This is a genomic window from Paenibacillus sp. KACC 21273 (genome assembly GCF_028736095.1).
Taxonomy (GTDB): Bacteria; Bacillota; Bacilli; order Paenibacillales; family Paenibacillaceae; genus Saccharibacillus; species Saccharibacillus kyungheensis.
Window position 1 is genome coordinate 5,232,501 of sequence record NZ_CP117876.1, and the last position, 18,083, is coordinate 5,250,583.

Consider the following 18,083-nt stretch of genomic DNA (forward strand, 5'->3'; position numbering starts at 1 on the left):
CATCTTAATCATTAAAACATCCCGGAAATAATAAAGCAGGTTCTCCATACACTTCTCTGCACTTTTACCTTCTTGCATAAATGACTCTACCATCTGTAATACTTTGGCGATATCACCATGTAACAAAGCAGAAGCAAGTTCAGCAAACTGTTCAGAAGCGATACCACCTGTCATTTGCAACACTTGAGTATATGTTACTTTGCCATCTGTAAAAGCAGATACTTGATCCAGAATACTTACTGCATCACGCATCCCACCATCTGAGAGGCGAGCAATATATTCTAATGCGTCACGATCGGCTTCAATCTGTTCTTCGCCTGCGATCAATGCAAGACGATCGGTCTGCTCAATCAAAGATACACGACGAAAATCAAAACGTTGACAACGCGATATAATCGTAGCTGGCAATCGATGAGGTTCTGTTGTAGCTAAAATAAAAACAACATGAGCGGGTGGTTCTTCAAGCGTCTTAAGCAACGCATTAAATGCTTCTGTTGTTAACATATGAACTTCATCAATAATATATACTTTGCGTCGTACTTCAGTAGGCGCGTATTTAACTTTTTCCCGTAGATCACGAATTTCTTCTACACCACGGTTGGATGCAGCATCAATCTCAAGCACATCCATAATATTGCCTGATGTGATCCTTTTGCAAGTTTCACATTCATTACACGGCTCTATAGCTGGCCCATGTTCACAGTTAATCGCTTTTGCAAAAATTTTGGCAGCAGACGTTTTACCTGTTCCTCTGGGACCACTGAACAGATAGGCATGTGAAATACGCTCTTCCCGAATGGCATTTTGCAGCGTCTGAATAATATGCTGCTGTCCAACCATGTCCTGAAACGACTGTGGTCGCCAAGCACGATAAAGTGCGATATGCTCCACTTGCTTACCCTCTTTCTTCTTTTAATACTTCACTTAATTATACTATAGATTAGAGCCAAGCAAAACAGCAGTAACCTTATTTAACAAACAAAAAACACCTGATGTCCTAAGACAAAAGGTGTTATTACATACAATTATAATATACCGTGCACCTGTCATTGATTATTGCGATCCAAGCGGTTCTTCTGAACCACGACTCAGGATAGGCACTCCTTCGGCACAAGAACAAAACTGCTTATGGCTGCTTTCTTCCGAACCTGACCAGATTCACAGACGTCCTTTGCGAAGGACCCAGCCGTCAACACCGTATTCAGATACCAGCCTCACATCGACAAAACCTAAAACAGGAATTCAACCTCGCTACAGCGGATTGCGAGTTACAGGGCACCGCTACCTCCCCGTCTAGCACGGCATTAAATTATTATAACCGAGAGAAGCTTCTATTGCAATGGACAGATATATTGTTTTCAAAAAATTCATTTTTATCCAATAAAATAGCGTTCCAAATGTAACCCGCTACTAGATTATAATCTGAATATTATTTAGTTGAAGCTGAAGCAGTGGAACGTGTTGGACGTCTTCCAGGACTGCTTGAAGTACTGCTATTTGCTGGCTTTTTAGCACTGCTGCTTTTGCCTTTTGCATTTGTTTCTTCAGCGGTATCGAAAGATGCTAAGAACTCTTTGTTAGTCTCTGTATTGCGCATTTTTTTGAGGAAACCATCCACAAAGTCAGGGGTTTCATTCATATTTTTGCGAATATGCCAGATCGTATCTAATTCTTCTTTACCTAACAAATCTTCTTCACGACGTGTACCGGAACGACGAATATCGATTGCCGGGAAAATACGACGTTCTGCCAATTTGCGATCCAAATGAAGTTCCATATTACCTGTACCTTTAAATTCTTCGTAGATAATATCATCCATACGTGAACCTGTATCGATCAAAGCTGTAGCGAGAATTGTAAGACTACCGCCTTCTTCTACATTACGGGCAGCACCAAAGAAACGCTTCGGACGATGGAAAGCTGCTGGATCTATACCACCGCTTAGTGTACGTCCAGATGGTGGAATAACCAGGTTATACGCGCGTGCCAGACGAGTAATACTATCTAACAAAATAACAACGTCTTTTTTGTGTTCTACAAGACGAAGTGCGCGTTCAAGTACCAATTCAGCTACTTTAATATGATTTTCTGGCAATTCGTCAAATGTAGAAGCAACTACTTCACCTTTGACCGAACGCTGCATATCCGTTACTTCCTCAGGACGCTCATCAATTAATAATACAAACAAATCAATCTCGGGATTGTTGGTGGAGATGCTGTTAGCAATCTCTTTAAGAAGCAATGTTTTACCTGCTTTGGGAGGTGCAACAATTAGACCACGTTGTCCTAGTCCAACCGGTGCAAGAACATCCATAATACGAGTTGATAGTTTGTTTTGAGCGGTTTCTAATACTAATTTTTCCTGTGGATAAAGAGGAGTTAATGCTGGGAAATGAAGACGCTCTGCGGCTTGTTCAGGGCTTGTTCCATTGACTGCATTGACTTGAAGTAATCCAAAGTAACGTTCATTTTCTTTTGGCGCTCTACATTTACCAGATACTAGATCACCTGTACGAAGATCGAACTTACGAATCTGTGAGGCTGAAATATAGATATCTTCATGACTGGGAAGATAATTAATTGGTCGTAAAAATCCGTAACCTTCAGGTAAAATTTCAAGTACACCTTGCATAAACATCAAACCACTTTTTTCAGCTTGTGCGCGCAAGATAGCAAAAATCAATTCTTTTTTCTTGAGCTGTCCATAATAAGGAATCTGATACTGTTTGGCTAGCTTATACAGATCAGTCAGCTTCATTTCTTCCAAATCGGAAATTTGTAAATCCATAAAATAACCACCTATTCAATTTTATCAAGATTGTTGAGACAAATATAAGTAAACTAAAACAAAACTACTATTATTCGGAAGATTGAGAAACTACATGTAAAAGGAGTGGAATTTTTCAAATTTGTTCATAGGATAGCATTACCCATTTTGGGAGGAGATATTCAAGAGGTATGTATTTTATAAAAATACAAAAGAGTTCTCCTCCCCAACAGAGGGATGACTTGAAATATGATGATATAACCTATTTAGACGATTTCTCTCCACACATCTGCGCCTAGATTACGCAAATTCTCGACCAAATGATCATAACCACGGTCGATAAATTCAACACCAGACACTTCTGTAATACCTTCAGGCACGGTTAAGCCGGCAATAACAAGCGCAGCTCCTGCACGCAAGTCCATCGCTTTGACTTTGGCCGCATTAAGTGGTGCGCCTTCAATGATAGCAGAACGACCTTCTACTTTGATCTTAGCGCCCATACGCGCCAGTTCAGGAACATGCTTAAATCGGCTACTATACACAAAATCGCTAAGTACACTGACACCTTGAGCTTGTGTAAGTAGACTTGTCATCGGTGATTGCAAATCAGTAGCAAATCCAGGATACGTTAATGCTTTTACATCAACATGGTTATACGTAGGTCTCCCCATCACGCGGATACCTTCATCTAACTCTTCTACTTGCACGCCCATCTCTAATAATTTGGCAGTAATAGCTTCCAAATGCTTAGGAATAACGTTATCAATTAAAACATTACCACGAGTCGCTGCTGCTGCTACCATATAGGTTCCTGCTTGAATACGGTCAGGAATAATAGAATGTCTACAGCCATGCATTTCAGTGACACCTTCAATACGAATAGTCTCTGTACCTGCACCTTTGATACTTGCACCCATAGCATTTAACAGTGTTGCTACATCTATAATCTCAGGCTCTTTCGCCGCGTTTTCAATAATAGTATGCCCTTTGGCTCTTGCAGCCGCAAGCATAATGTTAATCGTTGCTCCTACACTAGCAACGTCCAAGTAAATCTTAGCTCCACGTAATTCTTTAGCATATAAATGAATCGAACCATGTTCATTTGTTACTGTTGCACCTAACGCTTCAAATCCTTTGATATGTTGATCGATTGGACGAGGTTCAAAATTACATCCTCCCGGTAAACCGATCGTTGCTTCTCCAAAACGTCCAAGTAATGCACCCATCATGTAATACGAAGCTCTTAGCTTTTTGACAGGGCCATTGGGCATTGGAATTGATCGAACGTCACTTGGATCAATGCGCATCTGGTTTTCACTTTCGTGCCAGCTTACACTTGCTCCTAAATTTTCTAAAATTTCTGCATAAACGGCTACATCGCTTAATAGCGGTAAGTTATCCAACACGACTTCCGATTCCGCAAGCAATGCCGCAGGAATAAGCGCAATGGCACTATTTTTTGCACCGCTGATCGTTACAGTTCCCTGCAACGGGCGTCCGCCACTAATCATTAATTTTTCCATAAAGCTTAATGTCCCCCTACGTGTTTTGCATCCGGTAAACGATACGTGATGTTGAATTTTGGTAATGAAAATGGAAAGACACCGACTAGGCGGTGTGCTTCCCACAATCTGTTATTTAAAATGTTTTTGACAAAAACAATATGATTACGCTTTGTTGCTTGTTCCAAACTCACGGATTTTACCGATAACTGTTTGTTTGATAGCGTCGCGACCTGGTGCAATAAATGTACGAGGATCGTAAGCATCTGGTTTAGCAGCAAGTACTTCACGAACTGTTTTTGCAAATACGATTTGGTTCTCAGTATTTACGTTGATTTTGGATGTACCCAAAGAGATTGCTTTGTCGATATCGTGTTTAGGGATACCAGTACCACCGTGCAATACTAATGGAATTTGAACTGCGTCACGCACTTCTTCCATTTCTTTGAATCCTAAGTTAGGCTCGCCGTGGTAAGGACCATGTACAGAACCCAATGCTGGAGCTAATGTATCGATACCTGTTTCTTTAACGATGCGTACACATTCGTTAAGATCAGCATACATGATACCACCGATAACGTCATCTTCTTGTCCGCCTACAGTACCAACTTCAGCTTCAACAGAAACACCTTTAGCATGTGCATAGTCTACTACTTTTTTAGTCATTTCGATATTTTCGTCGATTGAATGGTGAGATCCATCGATCATTACAGATGTAAATCCAGCGTCGATCGCTTCTTTACATTTGTCAAAGCTTGAACCATGATCCAAGTGAATAGCAACTGGAACAGTGATTTTCATGTCATGAAGCAATCCTTCTACCATTCTAACAACAGTAGTGAATCCACCCATATGACGTGCAGCACCTTCAGATACACCAAGGATTACTGGTGATTTTTCTTCTTCCGCTGCTCCCAGAATCGCTTGAGTCCACTCCAGGTTATTGATGTTGTATTGTCCAACTGCATACTTTCCTTCAAGTGCTTTGTTTAACATGTCTGTCATAGATACTAATGGCATAATGATATCCTCCTTGAGAATGATGGTATTTGTAAGCCGATACTCGCATACGTTGCTTATTATAACACAACCCACTTCAAATACTAAACAAGCAATTTAAAAAGGGCTATGCGTCTTTGCATAGCAAAAAACCTATCTTAGAGGATAGGTTTTTATTTTTGCTGATCCACTTGATTACCTCTTAGGTTTTGATCTACTACATTTCTCATTTCATCAATATCAAATGGCTTGGTAAAATGGCTGATTGCCCCTAGATCTTTGGCTTGTTTGATGATGTCCAATTCTCCATAAGCTGTCATCATAATCACTTTAATATGAGGATGGGTAGATTTGATATGCTTCAAAATTTCCAGTCCATCCATACCTGGAATTTTCATATCTAGAAGAACAAGATCCGGGTTATCTTTCTCTACCACTTCAAGCGCTGCTTTACCGTTGGCTGCTTGATACATCTGATATCCTTCATTTCCAAAAAGCTCCATCAGTAAAATTCGAATTCCATTTTGATCGTCTACGATAAGTATTTTCTTTTGTTCCACTTGTCATCCTTCCCTTCATCGCTGCTAAAGTATTATGCTGTGATTTTTTTCTTAATTAGAATGATGACGAACACACAATTCAAACGGTTGTTAGATAGATGTCAAAGTTTATGTTGTATAACATAATATACAAATTCGCTCTGACTTGCGAAATTCCTGCTTATTCTACAAATTTGTCCCAACAAAATTTAGGTTTACTTTCTAATAATAACCATTATTTATAATTACTCTTTTCTTCTATTAATTATAAACGGTGCATCGTATAGAAGAGAATATAAAAATATGTCACTTTGATGTATTGCAAAAAAAAGACGATTTCTTCCTCATATAGTGAGAAAGAAATCGCCTGTTATCGATCTAGTATATATTAACCTTGATGCTTAATAGAAGCTTTGACAAATTCACGGAATAACGGTTGTGGACGGTTTGGACGAGAAGTAAATTCTGGATGGAATTGTACTGCTAAGAACCACGGATGTTCAGGAACTTCTACGATCTCTACCAGTCTACCATCTGGAGAAGTACCAGAGATTTTCATACCCATTTGTTCAATTTGTTCACGGTATTGATTGTTGAACTCATACCGATGACGGTGACGTTCATATACCAATTCTTCTCCGTAACATTCCATCGCTAGTGAACCTGGTTGCAATTTACAAGGATATAAGCCAAGACGCATAGTGCCGCCTAGATCTTCAATATCTTTTTGCTCTGGCAATAAATCGATCACCGGATAAGGAGTAGCTGGATTAATCTCAGAACTATTCGCTCCTTCTAATCCTGCAAAAGCACGAGCATATTCGATCACAGATACTTGCATACCCAAGCAAATACCAAAGTAAGGAATGCTACGTTCGCGTGAATAACGAATTGCACTGATTTTACCTTCAATACCACGATCACCGAATCCACCTGGAACCAGAATACCACCTACACCACCAAGCAATTCGTGTACGTTCTCATCAGTGATTTCTTCTGCATTAACCCAGCGCAATTTCACGTCAGCATTTGCATGATATCCTGCATGTGACAACGATTCAACCACACTCAAGTAAGCATCATGTAAAGCTACATATTTACCAACAATCGCGATCTCAACTGTTTTTTCCAAGTTTTTGATACGATTAAGAAGGCTTTCCCATTCTGTCATATCCGGTTGAGGAGTATCTAGTTTGAGATGATTAACAACGATCTCGTCCAGACCTTCATCACGTAAATTAAGTGGTACTTCATAAAGAGAAGAAGCATCACGACATTCTACAACTGCATTTGCATCAATATCACAGAACAATGCAATTTTAGCTTTCATATCTTCAGATAATTCATATTCTGTACGACATACAATCACGTTAGGTTGAATACCGATACTGCGTAATTCTTTAACGCTATGTTGAGTCGGTTTTGTTTTTACTTCACCTGCTGCTTTGATATAAGGAATCAAGGTAACATGAATATACATTACATTTTCGCGGCCAACATCGCTTTTGATCTGACGAATCGCTTCAAGGAACGGAAGGCTTTCGATATCACCAACAGTACCACCGATTTCGGTAATAACAATATCAGAACCAGATTCGCGACCTGCACGGAATACACGCTCTTTAATTTCATTTGTAATATGTGGGATAACCTGTACTGTTCCACCCAAATATTCACCACGACGTTCTTTGCTAATTACGGAGGAATATACTTTACCTGTTGTTACGTTACTATTTTTGGACAAGTTAATATCGATAAAACGCTCGTAATGTCCAAGATCTAGATCTGTCTCTGCGCCATCATCTGTTACGAATACTTCGCCATGTTGATAAGGGCTCATCGTACCTGGATCGATATTGATGTACGGGTCAAACTTTTGAATCGTTACTTTCAAACCTCTGTTCTTTAACAATCTACCAAGTGATGCTGCTGTAATCCCTTTGCCGAGTGAAGATACAACTCCGCCTGTTACAAAAATATACTTTGCCACTGTATGACCTCCTAATTATTTTCCAGAAATTCCGGCGATATATGGGGGGGTTACACAGCCCCTTTTCCTTATAAAAAACAAAAAAAGTGACACCCGTAGCTACGGGGCACTTTTATTTATTACAGCATTTGAGAAAATGCGTATACGTTTAGTTATAGGTTTAAATGATAAGCCCAAGCAATAGTTTACTCTGTATCTTTGTACCATGTCAAGACATATCCGCAAGAAAAAAAGCCTGCCCAAAACAGGCAGACTTTCATCGTTCTTTGTTCAAGATTACTCTTTATTGTCTTCTTCTACATATTCTTCATCTTCGTCTTCATCGTCGTCATCTTCATCTTCGTCGTCAATAACAAGATCAGCTTTGTCTTCATCGTCATCTTCGCCGTCAACAAAGATATCATCAGAATCTTCGTCTACTGCATCGTAGTTCTCATCTTCTGTTTCATCTGCATCAACAACATCTTCATTGTTGAATTCTTCGTCTTCGATATCATCATCTTCTTCATCGTTGATGATACGAGGGCGCTTCGCATTCGCGATTGGATCTTCTGCACGCTCAAGCGGATACCAACGTTTAAGACCCCATAGGTTAGTACCTACACATGCAAAACGTCCATCTACATTAATTTCAGTATATAGTTGAGCGATATACTCATCAGTTTGTTCTTTAGTAAAGCCACGTAGTTCTGCAACTTCCTTCATAAGGTCACGGTAATATAGAGGCGTATTGATTTTTTTCAAAATAGCAACAGCCAAATCTACCATCGGAATTTCGTGTACCTTTTCCGGATCGATTTTTAATTCTTGCGGTGTACTCACTTACGGACACTTCCTCTCGGATCCATTTTCACGCTTTATTATTCACGTTTTTTCGCACAAAAAATGCAAAATGCTGAGTTAAGTAAAACCTATTTATCAGCAAAAATCAAGTTTTTTACAAAAAATCGGAAGTTTTGCGTGTTTTGAGATATAACGTTCTAGATTTACGACAATATCTGACGATTACATACGTTCTGGAGCAGATACTCCAACAAGGCGAAGTACGTTCACAATAACTGTACGAACGCTGCCTAATAGAGCTAGACGCGCAGCCGTTTGTGCTTCGTTATCTGTCAATGTACGCTCTGCTTTGTAATAGCTATGCATCATAGATGCTAGCTCGTATACATAGCGAATCAAGCGATGTGGCGCATAGTTATCAGCAGCTAAAGCTATTTCTTGAGGCAATTCGCCCATTTTGTGCAATAGATTGTACTCATGCTCACTGGTTAACAAGCTGTAATCAATCTCAGACAATGGAGGTAATTGAATACCTTGCTCTTCTGCTTGACGATAAATACTACAAATACGTGCATGTGCATATTGAACATAAAATACAGGATTTTCATTCGATGTTGAAATCGCTAAGTCCATATCAAAATCAAGATGAGAATCGATACTGCGCATTGTGAAGAAGTAACGAATAGCATCTACGCCTACTTCTGCCATCAAGTCTTCCATCGTTACCGCTTTACCTGTACGCTTGGACATTTTAACTTTTTCGCCATCTTGGAACAGACTTACCATTTGTGCGATCAATACGACTAATTTCTCAGGATCGTTACCTAATCCTTGCATCGCTGCTTTCATCCGTGGAATATATCCATGATGATCGGCACCCCAGATATTGATCATTTTATCGTAACCACGACCGTATTTGTCTTTGTGATAAGCGATATCCGGTGTCAAATACGTGTACGTTCCATCATTTTTGATCAATACACGGTCTTTATCGTCGCCATAGGCAGTTGTACGAAGCCATGTCGCACCATCAAGTTCGTAGACTTCTCCGCGCTCACGTAGCTCGTCTAATGCATCCAGTACTTGACCTGTCTCATAAAGAGATGTCTCACTGAACCAGATATCAAACTTCACACGGAACGCTTCTAGATCACGTTGGATTTTTTGCAATTCTTTTTCCAGACCATATTGACGGAAAAAGGCAGCACGTTCTCCTGGTGATTGGGATAATAAGCGATCGCCTTCTTGCTCTACTAACTCTTTGGCAAATCCTTTGATATCTGCGCCATGATAACCATCTTCTGGCATAGCTGCATCTTGACCTAGTTCTTGCAAATAACGTGCTTCAATAGAGCTACTTAAATTCGATACCTGATTACCTGCATCGTTAATATAATATTCACGGGTTACTTGATAGCCTGCAAAGTCAAAAATATTACACAATGCGTCGCCAAAAGCAGCTCCACGAGCATGTCCTAAATGTAGACTTCCTGTTGGGTTAGCACTGACAAACTCAACTTCTACTTTTTCCCCTTTGCCATGCTCAATACGACCATAATTTTCACCTTGCTCTGCTACCACTTGAATAACTGGATACAGATAACTTTTGTTCAATGTGAAATTGATAAATCCAGGTCCTGCGATCTCTGCATGTTCAATATCGCCTTGTTGAAGATCAAGATTAGCGATAATATCTTCTGCGATCTGACGAGGATTCTTTTTAGCAATTCGAGTTAATTGCATTGCAATATTGGTTGCTAAGTCTCCGTGCGCTTTGTCTTTGGGTACTTCAAGCACCACTTCTGGTACTTCTTCACTGCTTACAATATTCGCTGCGATTACCGCTGCATGCACAGCTTCTTTTACTGCACTGCGACTTTGTTCCAATGGATTACGTGTCATCTTCTACTGCTCCTCCTGTGTTCGCATGGCTCACATTTCTGCTACTTCATGTGTATCCAATGCCTGTATATGTAAACTGATCTTAAATGTCCCTGTAAGCTCTTCGTGCACATACAATTCGTATTCCCAGTTTACACGTCCAAGATGTCCATCTAGCGCTTGTGTCAATTGTGTAGTGTGTGTCAAAAGTGTAAATGTCGTAAACGGTGAACGGTACGAACCCGGCAATCGCTCTTCTTGACGAAAAGTCTGATCCGATTCTACAGCACCACGTCTCATAATTTTCACTTCATGATCATCGATCTTCACGACAGTACGAACTTCCTGCTGAAGAGTATCTGCGGATTCGGTGTAACGAATATATAAACTGCTGCCTTTTTGAAAAGCCTGCCCGATAAATTGAGTTGTGCTTAGCTCTCCATCTTGATCGCTCTGCAATGTCAATTGTACCTGATTGAATTCAGTCATAAGATCCAGCTCCATTTTTGATGATGCGCCATGTTAGCTTGTTGAATATAGAACATTTTCACGATTAATTCAATAAGCTCAATCTTTTCTATTGTACCATTATATTGAACCGTACGTAGAGATTCTGAGCAAAAAAATCCGTTTTTATAGCCAAATGCGTATTTTGTTATCTCAATGAATAGTTTAACAATTAGCGATTGAAATTTAATTTCTTTTGTTATAAACTAATTTTACCTACCGGTAAGTAAAATAAAAGGAGTCATGATATCACTATGGTTAAAAAGTCGACTTATGCAGACATTTTAGAAATTGCGTATCGTTTATTTGCTGAACAGGGTTTTGATAAAACCAGTATGTCTATGATCAGCAAGGAATTGAAAATGACCAAACCTGCTCTTTATTATCATTTCCCCTCTAAAAATTCTATTATTGACGCTTTATTTAATGAAATTTGCCAGAGTATTAGATTTGAATATTTCTTTGATATTACCAGCTATACCAAGCAAAATTTTGAGCAACAGTTTATAAATGATGGATTAAAAATCTTAGCTGCTCAACAGACAGACGAATATTATGCTCGAATTATGAATCAGTACCAAGCACTTGGTTATCGAGAAGTGCATTATGCTCAGACATTGATAAATATTTTGGAAGGATTTCAGACGGGTTTTGAAAAGTTACTGCAATACGGGGCTTCTTGCGAAGTTGTTCATACTCAAGATCTTTCTCTAGCCGCTCAAACGCTCACTATGATTATTGATGGTATGGATAACTTTGTAGGCTATGGATTTCATTACAGATACGAGGATATTTGGACTAAAACGGTTCAGACTATTATCAAAGGAGATTAACCATGAATACTAGGCTTTCTCGTATTGTAGCTCTAGATTATGCAAGAGCACTGGCGATTTTGGGTATGATTATTGTTAACTACAAAATAGCGATGGAAGCCACTCAGAGTCATTTGACATGGCTCAACTTATTTACAGGAATCTTTGAAGGGAGAGCATCTGCGTTATTTGTGATCTTAGCAGGGTTTGGCATTTCTTTAATGACACGTCGAGCTAGAATATCTAAGGAGCCTACACTAATACGTAAAAATCGCCAACAATTGTACTACCGCTCGTTATTTTTATTGATTGCTGGATTCGTATTACTGCTTGTAGGTTGGAATGCAGATATATTGCATTATTATGCTGTATTTATGATTTTGGGTTCGTTACTTATTACGGCTTCAGATCGTCTACTTATGCGATTAACTATTCTGATTTTAGTGAGTTCGCAGTTATTTCTAATCGTATTTAATTACGGTAAAGGCTGGGATTCTTCTTTTCATGAATATGTAGATTTCTGGACGCTCCAAGGATTTTGGCGCAATCTATTTTTAAATGGATTTCATCCTCTTTTTCCATGGTTCAGCTTTTTTCTAATCGGTATGTGGTTGGGACGTAAAGATTGGACTTCTCCGCAGTATCGCAAAAAGATATTCTTGTTATCATTAACAGGTACTTTTATCTTCGAAATCATTTCGTATCTATGTATTCGCTTTTCGTCTCCATGGTTAGATTATGAATCAGCCACTTACTTATTCACCACCAAGCCTATGCCACCTACCACACTATATATTTGTTCTGCCACCTGTTCAGCTTTATGTGTATTAACTGCTTGTTTTTATATTGTTGATAAAACGAGTCATTTCTGGTTAACAAGAAGCTTAATCTCTACAGGGCAACTTTCTCTTACGCATTATATCGGGCATATTTTGATAGGGTTAGAATTTTTGCAATTGATTGGATACTTAGAAAATAAAAATGTAGTGTTTTCTACGTGTTATGCATTTTTGTATTTTGTAGTTGCGCTGATCTTTTCTTCCTTTTGGCGTAAACGAGTAGATCGAGGTCCTATCGAACTCATTATGCGTAAATGTTGTTAAACTTCATCACAATGAAGTAGATAAAAGCCAAAAGCAACCTATCTAAAAAGACAGATTGCTTTTGGTTATATTAATTATTATCTTTTGCTGTAAATTTTAATGTAGCAGACCATGTTTTACCGCCATCTTTGGTCATATAGATTGATGGTGTTAAAGAATCGGTAACAGCAAGATAACCTACATTTTGACTTAAAAATGAAATGTTAGCACTGCTACCGTCGATTGTAGCCGGCATATTTTTCCACGTTTTGCCGCTGTCTAGCGATCTTCCGACAGCTACTTTACCACCTGCTGGTGATCCACCTGCAAGATACGCTATTGTGTTACCTACAAATTGCATATTACCCGGTTGTCCACCTGGCTGAGCAGGGCCTTCACCATTACCTAAAGCGCCTGTACCCGGTGCTTTACCGCCACCTGCTGTCGATTGTCCGAACACTTGACGCCAGCTTGTGCCACTATCTGCACTGGCATAGACCGAATACGATACTTGAGACATTCCTGATCCACTGTATAAGATTGCCCATACTTGCTTGCCACTAGCATAAATTTCGCCGCCAGATACTTCAAGCGAACCTACACTAAGCGAAGTTGTCCATTTGTTTCCGCCATCAATCGTTTGCATAATACGGTATCCACTATTGCTACCGGATACTGTTTTGACTACCCATCCTGTGTTGCTATCCTGAAAATAACCACCGCGTGTATTAGCCGGTGTAGGGATCGCTGTCCATGCGGCTCCACCGTTAATCGTTTTGTATACACCTGATGTGGTATATGCAAATCCAGTACTTCCAGATTTTTTATCGATTTTGGTAAAGCGAAGATTTCCGTTATATGGCTTTTTCCAAGTCGTACCACCATCGGTTGTCGTTAAAAAGACAGGTTTTTGTCCAGAAGCAGCACTTGCCAGAGCCCAACCTTGTGTATTACTTGTAAATTCAATCTGACTAAACTGCCATGTACCTGTATAAATCTTCTGCCAGTGACATCCACCGTCAGAAGTACCGATCAAAAATCCATTGCCTGCTACTCGCCCTGTCGTCTGACTCAAAAAGTCGGTATCGGTAAAATGAATATCTTCTTGAATACTAGATGAACGTCCTTGTTCCAATTGAGATTGTAGCGTAGTTCCATTCACATCGCATACTTTAGACGTTGCCGCAGATGCAGGTGTTCCACTCCATCCAACCATTCCTAACAACAATACAAATGCCATCATAATACTAAGTGATGGATACGATCCATATTGAAAACGATTATCTTTCATCTTCATATATTCAGCCTCCTAGAATATGTTACATACATGGAATATTAGTCTATGTACTATAGTATTAACCTTAATCATACAAAAAGAAGACCTGTCTTCTTCTATATTATATAAAAGAGGATACAGATCTTCTTAATCAACTTATAAATACGTACAATCTATAATCCTTATTTGCAAAGGTCTTCTACAAATTTAGGCAACACAAATGCTGCTTTGTGTAGACGTGGTGTATAATATTTGTTGCTTTCCATTTCAGGGATCGCTGTCTCGTCGACTTGAAGTGGATCATGTACTTTGCTACCCATTGTAAATGTCCATAGACCACTTGGGTATGTTGGAATATTCGCACCATATACATGTACGATCGGGAAGATTTCTTTAACATCTTTGTTTACTTGTTGAATAAGCTCTGCTTTGAACCAAGGGTTGTCAGTTTGCGCTACAAAGATACCATCTTCTTTAAGTGCTTCATAGATACCTTGATAGAATCCACGCTCAAATAGTGGCGCAGCAGGTCCTACAGGTTCAGTAGAATCAACCATAATGACATCATATTTATTTTTGCTTTCGATAATGTGCATATAACCATCATTCACCAATACTTCAACACGCGGGTTGTCGAGTTCTCCAGCGATTTCTGGTAAGTATTTTTTGGAATATTCGATCACTTTACCATCGATTTCAACCAATACCGCTTTTTCCACTTCAGGGTGCTTCAAGACTTCACGAATAACACCACCATCGCCACCACCTACAACTAATACGTGTTTAGGATTAGGGTGTGTGTTTAATGCAGGGTGAGCGACCATTTCATGATAAACGAATTCATCTTTAACTGTAGTCATTACCATGCCGTCTAGTACAAGCATGCGTCCGAATTCTTCCGTATCGATCATCGCTAAATCTTGAAATTCTGTTTTTTCAGTTACCAGTGTCTCACGAATTTTAGCTGTAATGCCGAATACCGGCGTTTGTTTTTCGGTGTACCATAATTCCATATTTATTACCTTCTTTCGCATATATTTATCGGAATTGGAAAGGTCGATGTTACCACATTCATTTCGCATTATACGCGATATAACCCTAGACTGCAAAAGGAACTTTAAACCGATTTGTACAAAAGGATACGTTGCCAAAATATCTTACATTTGAAAAAGGAGTCGATTCGATGAACATCTCAGACATTGTCCAAATGAAGGCACTTGATGCGGCTCCACGTCTACTCGGTCAAATCATTAGCCGGATTACGCCAGCAGGTGAAATACGTTGTCGGATCATCGAGACAGAGAGCTATGGGGGCGCTGAAGATAAAGGCAGTCATGCTTACGGTAATCGGCGTACTGCTCGTACAGAAATGATGTTTAGACAAGGAGGCACTTCGTATGTGTATCTCATTTACGGTATGTATCATTGTGTAAATGTAGTTACTGGTGATGTAGATGATCCGCAAGCGGTACTGATTCGTGCGGTAGAACCTGTATCCACGCGAGACGAACAATTGATGCTGCAATTAAGACCGACCGATTCGCGTCGGATTCGTAATTTATCAAATGGGCCTGGAAAGCTCTGTCAGGCATTAGCGATTGATAAGTCTTTAAATGGTCTGAATCTGTTAGCTAGTGGGGGTCTGCTGCGCTTAGAACAGTCGCCTGATTTGGAGCAACATCCATTTGAAATCGAATGTGGCCCACGTATTAATATTGATTATGCCGAAGAATATGCAAGCAAGCCGTGGCGCTTTTATATCAAAGATCATCTCTATGTCTCTGCCAAAAATTCGACGCCCACTTCACTATTATTAGACTCTTAATACAAAAAAAGATGTCGCTTCATGCAGAATAGTTACTCTGCTAGCGACATCTTTTTGTCTATCGATTGTATCCATTGATCCATCTGTGAAATGGTCATCGGTCGGCCATAATAATACCCTTGTATCACATAACAACCTTTAGATTGTAAAAATTCGACTTGAGCTTGGGTCTCTACCCCTTCTGCCACTAAATCTAAATTGAGATTATCAGCGATTGCTACAATGGTGCTAATAATAGCTTGCTTGGAAGCGATATCGCTTTTGCGAATAAAAATCTGATCGATTTTGAGAATATCTATCGGAAGTTCATCCAAAATACCTAATGATGAATATCCTGTTCCAAAATCATCTAAAGCAATTTTTACTCCAAGTTGTTGAATATACTGCAATTGTTCTACCGTTCCTTCAATACCATCCATCGCAATCGATTCTGTGATCTCTAATTCCAAATAGCGAGCTTCGATACCTGTTTCAGCAATGATTTGTTCTACCCGATTTGCAAATCCAGGACATTCGAACATACGCGCGGACATATTAACTGAAATAGGCACGTAGATATGATGCTGTTTTTGCCAGATCAAGTTCTGTTGACAGGTTTCTTCTAACATCCAATTCGTAATAGGCATAATCAAGCCTGTTTCTTCAGCTACAGGGATAAATTCAGCCGGAGATACCATACCTAATTCTGGATGATTCCAACGTAATAATGCTTCCATTCCTGTCAGACGATTATGCATCGAATCCCATTTAGGTTGATACACAATAAAAAGCTGGTTACTTTCAAAAGCTCGCCGCAGATCATTTTCAAGCTCCATTCTCCGAATCTGACGACGATTCATATCTTCACTAAAGATACTGTATTTGTTTTTGCCTGAATTTTTGGATACATACATCGCTGTATCGGCTGCACGCATTAAAAAAGAACGTTCATATCCATGTTGAGGTACTAGAGCAATGCCTATACTGACAGTTATAAATAATTCAATACCGCCCAATTGATATGGTTTTTTAACAACATCTAGAATATGCTCTGCAAGTTGTTCAATATCTTGAGTAATTCCTTTGTTAGTCGCAATCAAAAATTCATCGCCACCCAAGCGAAACACAATCCCTTGATCCACCATACAAACTTTAAGCCTTTGGGCTACCTGTACTAATAATTCATCCCCAATATCATGCCCGAGTGTATCATTAATCGATTTGAAGCGATCCAAGTCTAGAAATAAAACTGCGCCTTCTTTTTGCAGTTTAAATTCTTTTTCAAAATAACGCTGTAAGCCATGACGATTAGGCAGTCCAGTTAAAGGATCACTGTAAGCCATCCGTTCCAAAATATGACGTTCTACAAAAATCGCTGCCCACGAAATCGCCAAAATCAAAAAAGTCACTACGGCTACTCCTGTAATCAAAAACAGTTGCCCTTTCATTGACTCATCAGTGGAAGCCGTATGAGTATAATGAAATTGCGCTGCCGCCATACCGGTATAATGCATACCTGATATAGCAAAACCCATTACGATCGCGCTATACAATTTCCACAGACTAAAATTAGGTCGACTACGAAAACGCCGAAATAAAAATAAAGCAGCATAAGAAGCTCCCAAAGCTACAAGTACAGATAGCATCAAATAGAAAGGATTATACGTAATATCTGCATCCATCTGCATCGCCGCCATGCCGGTGTAATGCATCGTGACGATTCCTATGCCCATCGCTGCTCCACCGACAGCTATTTTCCATAAGCGCATCACTGAATCTAAAGTTACATAAAAGGCAATCAACGAAGCAGTGATGCTGGCAAAAGCAGATAAAAATGTAGTTCCAACATCATAACGAATATTTACACCTGTATGAAAAGCCAACATGCCTACAAAATGCATAGCCCAGATTCCGCCACCCATCACAAAAGAACCTGAACTCAACCATATAATTTTATGCGTACCTCTCGATTGAGAGACTTTATTTGCCAGATTAAGCGCTAAATAAGAAGCGAATATCGAAATGATTAATGATAGTACTACAATTTCAGTATTATAATGAATATCCATATGTTCCATACTCATCCTCCTTTCAAACGACTCTCTACTTATATAAAACGGTTATTTTCCTTGTTTTAG

General features: G+C 39.4%; 15 protein-coding genes and 1 other RNA gene (1 of these 16 only partly in view). 3 read left to right on the forward strand and 13 right to left on the reverse strand.

All coding sequences use genetic code 11. The annotated features are described in order from the left end of the window. The 10 genes from dnaX to PQ460_RS23030 all read right to left on the reverse strand — a co-directional run. Window positions 1-891, reverse strand: the 5' portion of a protein-coding gene (gene dnaX, locus PQ460_RS22985; RefSeq protein WP_274171300.1) for a DNA polymerase III subunit gamma/tau. 861 nt of this gene lie to the left of the window's left edge; the window shows 891 of its 1,752 coding nt (coding positions 1-891); the start codon lies at window positions 889-891; the stop codon falls past the left edge of the window. 144 nt (window positions 892-1,035) lie between these two features. Beyond that, window positions 1,036-1,302, reverse strand: an RNA gene (ffs, locus tag PQ460_RS22990) — signal recognition particle sRNA large type. Between the two features lie 127 nt (window positions 1,303-1,429). Beyond that, the gene (gene rho, locus PQ460_RS22995) at window positions 1,430-2,788 is read right to left on the reverse strand and encodes a transcription termination factor Rho (protein ID WP_273614367.1); all 1,359 of its coding nucleotides are present in this window, start codon (window positions 2,786-2,788) and stop codon (window positions 1,430-1,432) included. Between the two features lie 245 nt (window positions 2,789-3,033). Then, window positions 3,034-4,293: a UDP-N-acetylglucosamine 1-carboxyvinyltransferase gene (locus PQ460_RS23000; protein ID WP_273614366.1), complete on the reverse strand. Its 1,260-nt coding sequence runs from the start codon at window positions 4,291-4,293 to the stop codon at window positions 3,034-3,036. 144 nt (window positions 4,294-4,437) lie between these two features. Next, window positions 4,438-5,292 carry a class II fructose-1,6-bisphosphate aldolase gene (fba, locus tag PQ460_RS23005; RefSeq protein WP_274171301.1) on the reverse strand — a complete coding sequence of 285 codons (855 nt, stop codon included), beginning with the start codon at window positions 5,290-5,292 and terminating at the stop codon, window positions 4,438-4,440. A 152-nt stretch (window positions 5,293-5,444) separates the two neighbouring features. Continuing rightward, on the reverse strand, window positions 5,445-5,831 hold the full coding sequence (locus PQ460_RS23010; RefSeq protein ID WP_273614365.1) for a response regulator: 387 nt from the start codon (window positions 5,829-5,831) through the stop codon (window positions 5,445-5,447). A gap of 367 nt (window positions 5,832-6,198) precedes the next feature. Then, window positions 6,199-7,800, reverse strand: coding sequence for a CTP synthase (locus tag PQ460_RS23015; protein WP_204827335.1), 1,602 nt, complete (start codon window positions 7,798-7,800; stop codon window positions 6,199-6,201). A gap of 276 nt (window positions 7,801-8,076) precedes the next feature. Then, window positions 8,077-8,622 carry a DNA-directed RNA polymerase subunit delta gene (gene rpoE / locus PQ460_RS23020; RefSeq protein WP_204827336.1) on the reverse strand — a complete coding sequence of 182 codons (546 nt, stop codon included), beginning with the start codon at window positions 8,620-8,622 and terminating at the stop codon, window positions 8,077-8,079. Window positions 8,623-8,805: 183 nt separating this feature from the next. Continuing rightward, complete coding sequence (gene argS / locus PQ460_RS23025) at window positions 8,806-10,485, reverse strand: arginine--tRNA ligase (protein ID WP_273614363.1); 1,680 nt, start codon at window positions 10,483-10,485, stop codon at window positions 8,806-8,808. 30 nt (window positions 10,486-10,515) lie between these two features. Then, complete coding sequence (locus PQ460_RS23030; protein WP_274171302.1) at window positions 10,516-10,953, reverse strand: YwiB family protein; 438 nt, start codon at window positions 10,951-10,953, stop codon at window positions 10,516-10,518. A 272-nt stretch (window positions 10,954-11,225) separates the two neighbouring features. Here PQ460_RS23030 and PQ460_RS23035 point away from each other — a divergent pair, with 272 nt between their 5' ends. Together PQ460_RS23035 and PQ460_RS23040 are read left to right on the forward strand one after the other, a co-directional pair. Beyond that, a complete protein-coding gene (locus PQ460_RS23035) occupies window positions 11,226-11,804 on the forward strand; it encodes a TetR/AcrR family transcriptional regulator (RefSeq protein WP_274171303.1) in 579 nt (192 codons plus the stop codon). A gap of 2 nt (window positions 11,805-11,806) precedes the next feature. Continuing rightward, the gene (locus tag PQ460_RS23040) at window positions 11,807-12,886 is read left to right on the forward strand and encodes a DUF418 domain-containing protein (RefSeq protein WP_274171304.1); all 1,080 of its coding nucleotides are present in this window, start codon (window positions 11,807-11,809) and stop codon (window positions 12,884-12,886) included. Between the two features lie 70 nt (window positions 12,887-12,956). On the opposite strand, the gene PQ460_RS23045 is transcribed toward PQ460_RS23040, so the two are convergent. Next, a complete protein-coding gene (locus PQ460_RS23045; protein ID WP_274171305.1) occupies window positions 12,957-14,162 on the reverse strand; it encodes a WD40/YVTN/BNR-like repeat-containing protein in 1,206 nt (401 codons plus the stop codon). A 161-nt stretch (window positions 14,163-14,323) separates the two neighbouring features. Further along, complete coding sequence (speE, locus tag PQ460_RS23050; protein ID WP_274171306.1) at window positions 14,324-15,154, reverse strand: polyamine aminopropyltransferase; 831 nt, start codon at window positions 15,152-15,154, stop codon at window positions 14,324-14,326. Window positions 15,155-15,324: 170 nt separating this feature from the next. Here speE and PQ460_RS23055 point away from each other — a divergent pair, with 170 nt between their 5' ends. Beyond that, a complete protein-coding gene (locus tag PQ460_RS23055; RefSeq protein ID WP_274171307.1) occupies window positions 15,325-15,966 on the forward strand; it encodes a DNA-3-methyladenine glycosylase in 642 nt (213 codons plus the stop codon). 32 nt (window positions 15,967-15,998) lie between these two features. Here the strand turns inward: PQ460_RS23055 and PQ460_RS23060 are convergent, their stop codons facing one another. Further along, window positions 15,999-18,023, reverse strand: a complete 2,025-nt coding sequence (locus PQ460_RS23060) for a putative bifunctional diguanylate cyclase/phosphodiesterase (protein WP_274171308.1) — start codon at window positions 18,021-18,023, stop codon at window positions 15,999-16,001. Window positions 18,024-18,083: the final 60 nt, after the last annotated feature.

What these genes read in the sequence shown, in the direction of transcription:
- rho (WP_273614367.1), bottom strand. Translation starts at nt 2,788, where the DNA reads ATGGATTTACAAATTTCCGATTTGGAAGAAATGAAGCTGACTGATCTG.
- PQ460_RS23000 (WP_273614366.1), bottom strand. Translation starts at nt 4,293, where the DNA reads ATGGAAAAATTAATGATTAGTGGCGGACGCCCGTTGCAGGGAACTGTA.
- fba (WP_274171301.1), bottom strand. Translation starts at nt 5,292, where the DNA reads ATGCCATTAGTATCTATGACAGACATGTTAAACAAAGCACTTGAAGGA.
- argS (WP_273614363.1), bottom strand. Translation starts at nt 10,485, where the DNA reads ATGACACGTAATCCATTGGAACAAAGTCGCAGTGCAGTAAAAGAAGCT.
- PQ460_RS23030 (WP_274171302.1), bottom strand. Translation starts at nt 10,953, where the DNA reads ATGACTGAATTCAATCAGGTACAATTGACATTGCAGAGCGATCAAGAT.
- PQ460_RS23035 (WP_274171303.1), top strand. Translation starts at nt 11,226, where the DNA reads ATGGTTAAAAAGTCGACTTATGCAGACATTTTAGAAATTGCGTATCGT.
- PQ460_RS23040 (WP_274171304.1), top strand. Translation starts at nt 11,807, where the DNA reads ATGAATACTAGGCTTTCTCGTATTGTAGCTCTAGATTATGCAAGAGCA.
- PQ460_RS23045 (WP_274171305.1), bottom strand. Translation starts at nt 14,162, where the DNA reads ATGAAGATGAAAGATAATCGTTTTCAATATGGATCGTATCCATCACTT.
- speE (WP_274171306.1), bottom strand. Translation starts at nt 15,154, where the DNA reads ATGGAATTATGGTACACCGAAAAACAAACGCCGGTATTCGGCATTACA.
- PQ460_RS23055 (WP_274171307.1), top strand. Translation starts at nt 15,325, where the DNA reads ATGAACATCTCAGACATTGTCCAAATGAAGGCACTTGATGCGGCTCCA.
- PQ460_RS23060 (WP_274171308.1), bottom strand. Translation starts at nt 18,023, where the DNA reads ATGGAACATATGGATATTCATTATAATACTGAAATTGTAGTACTATCA.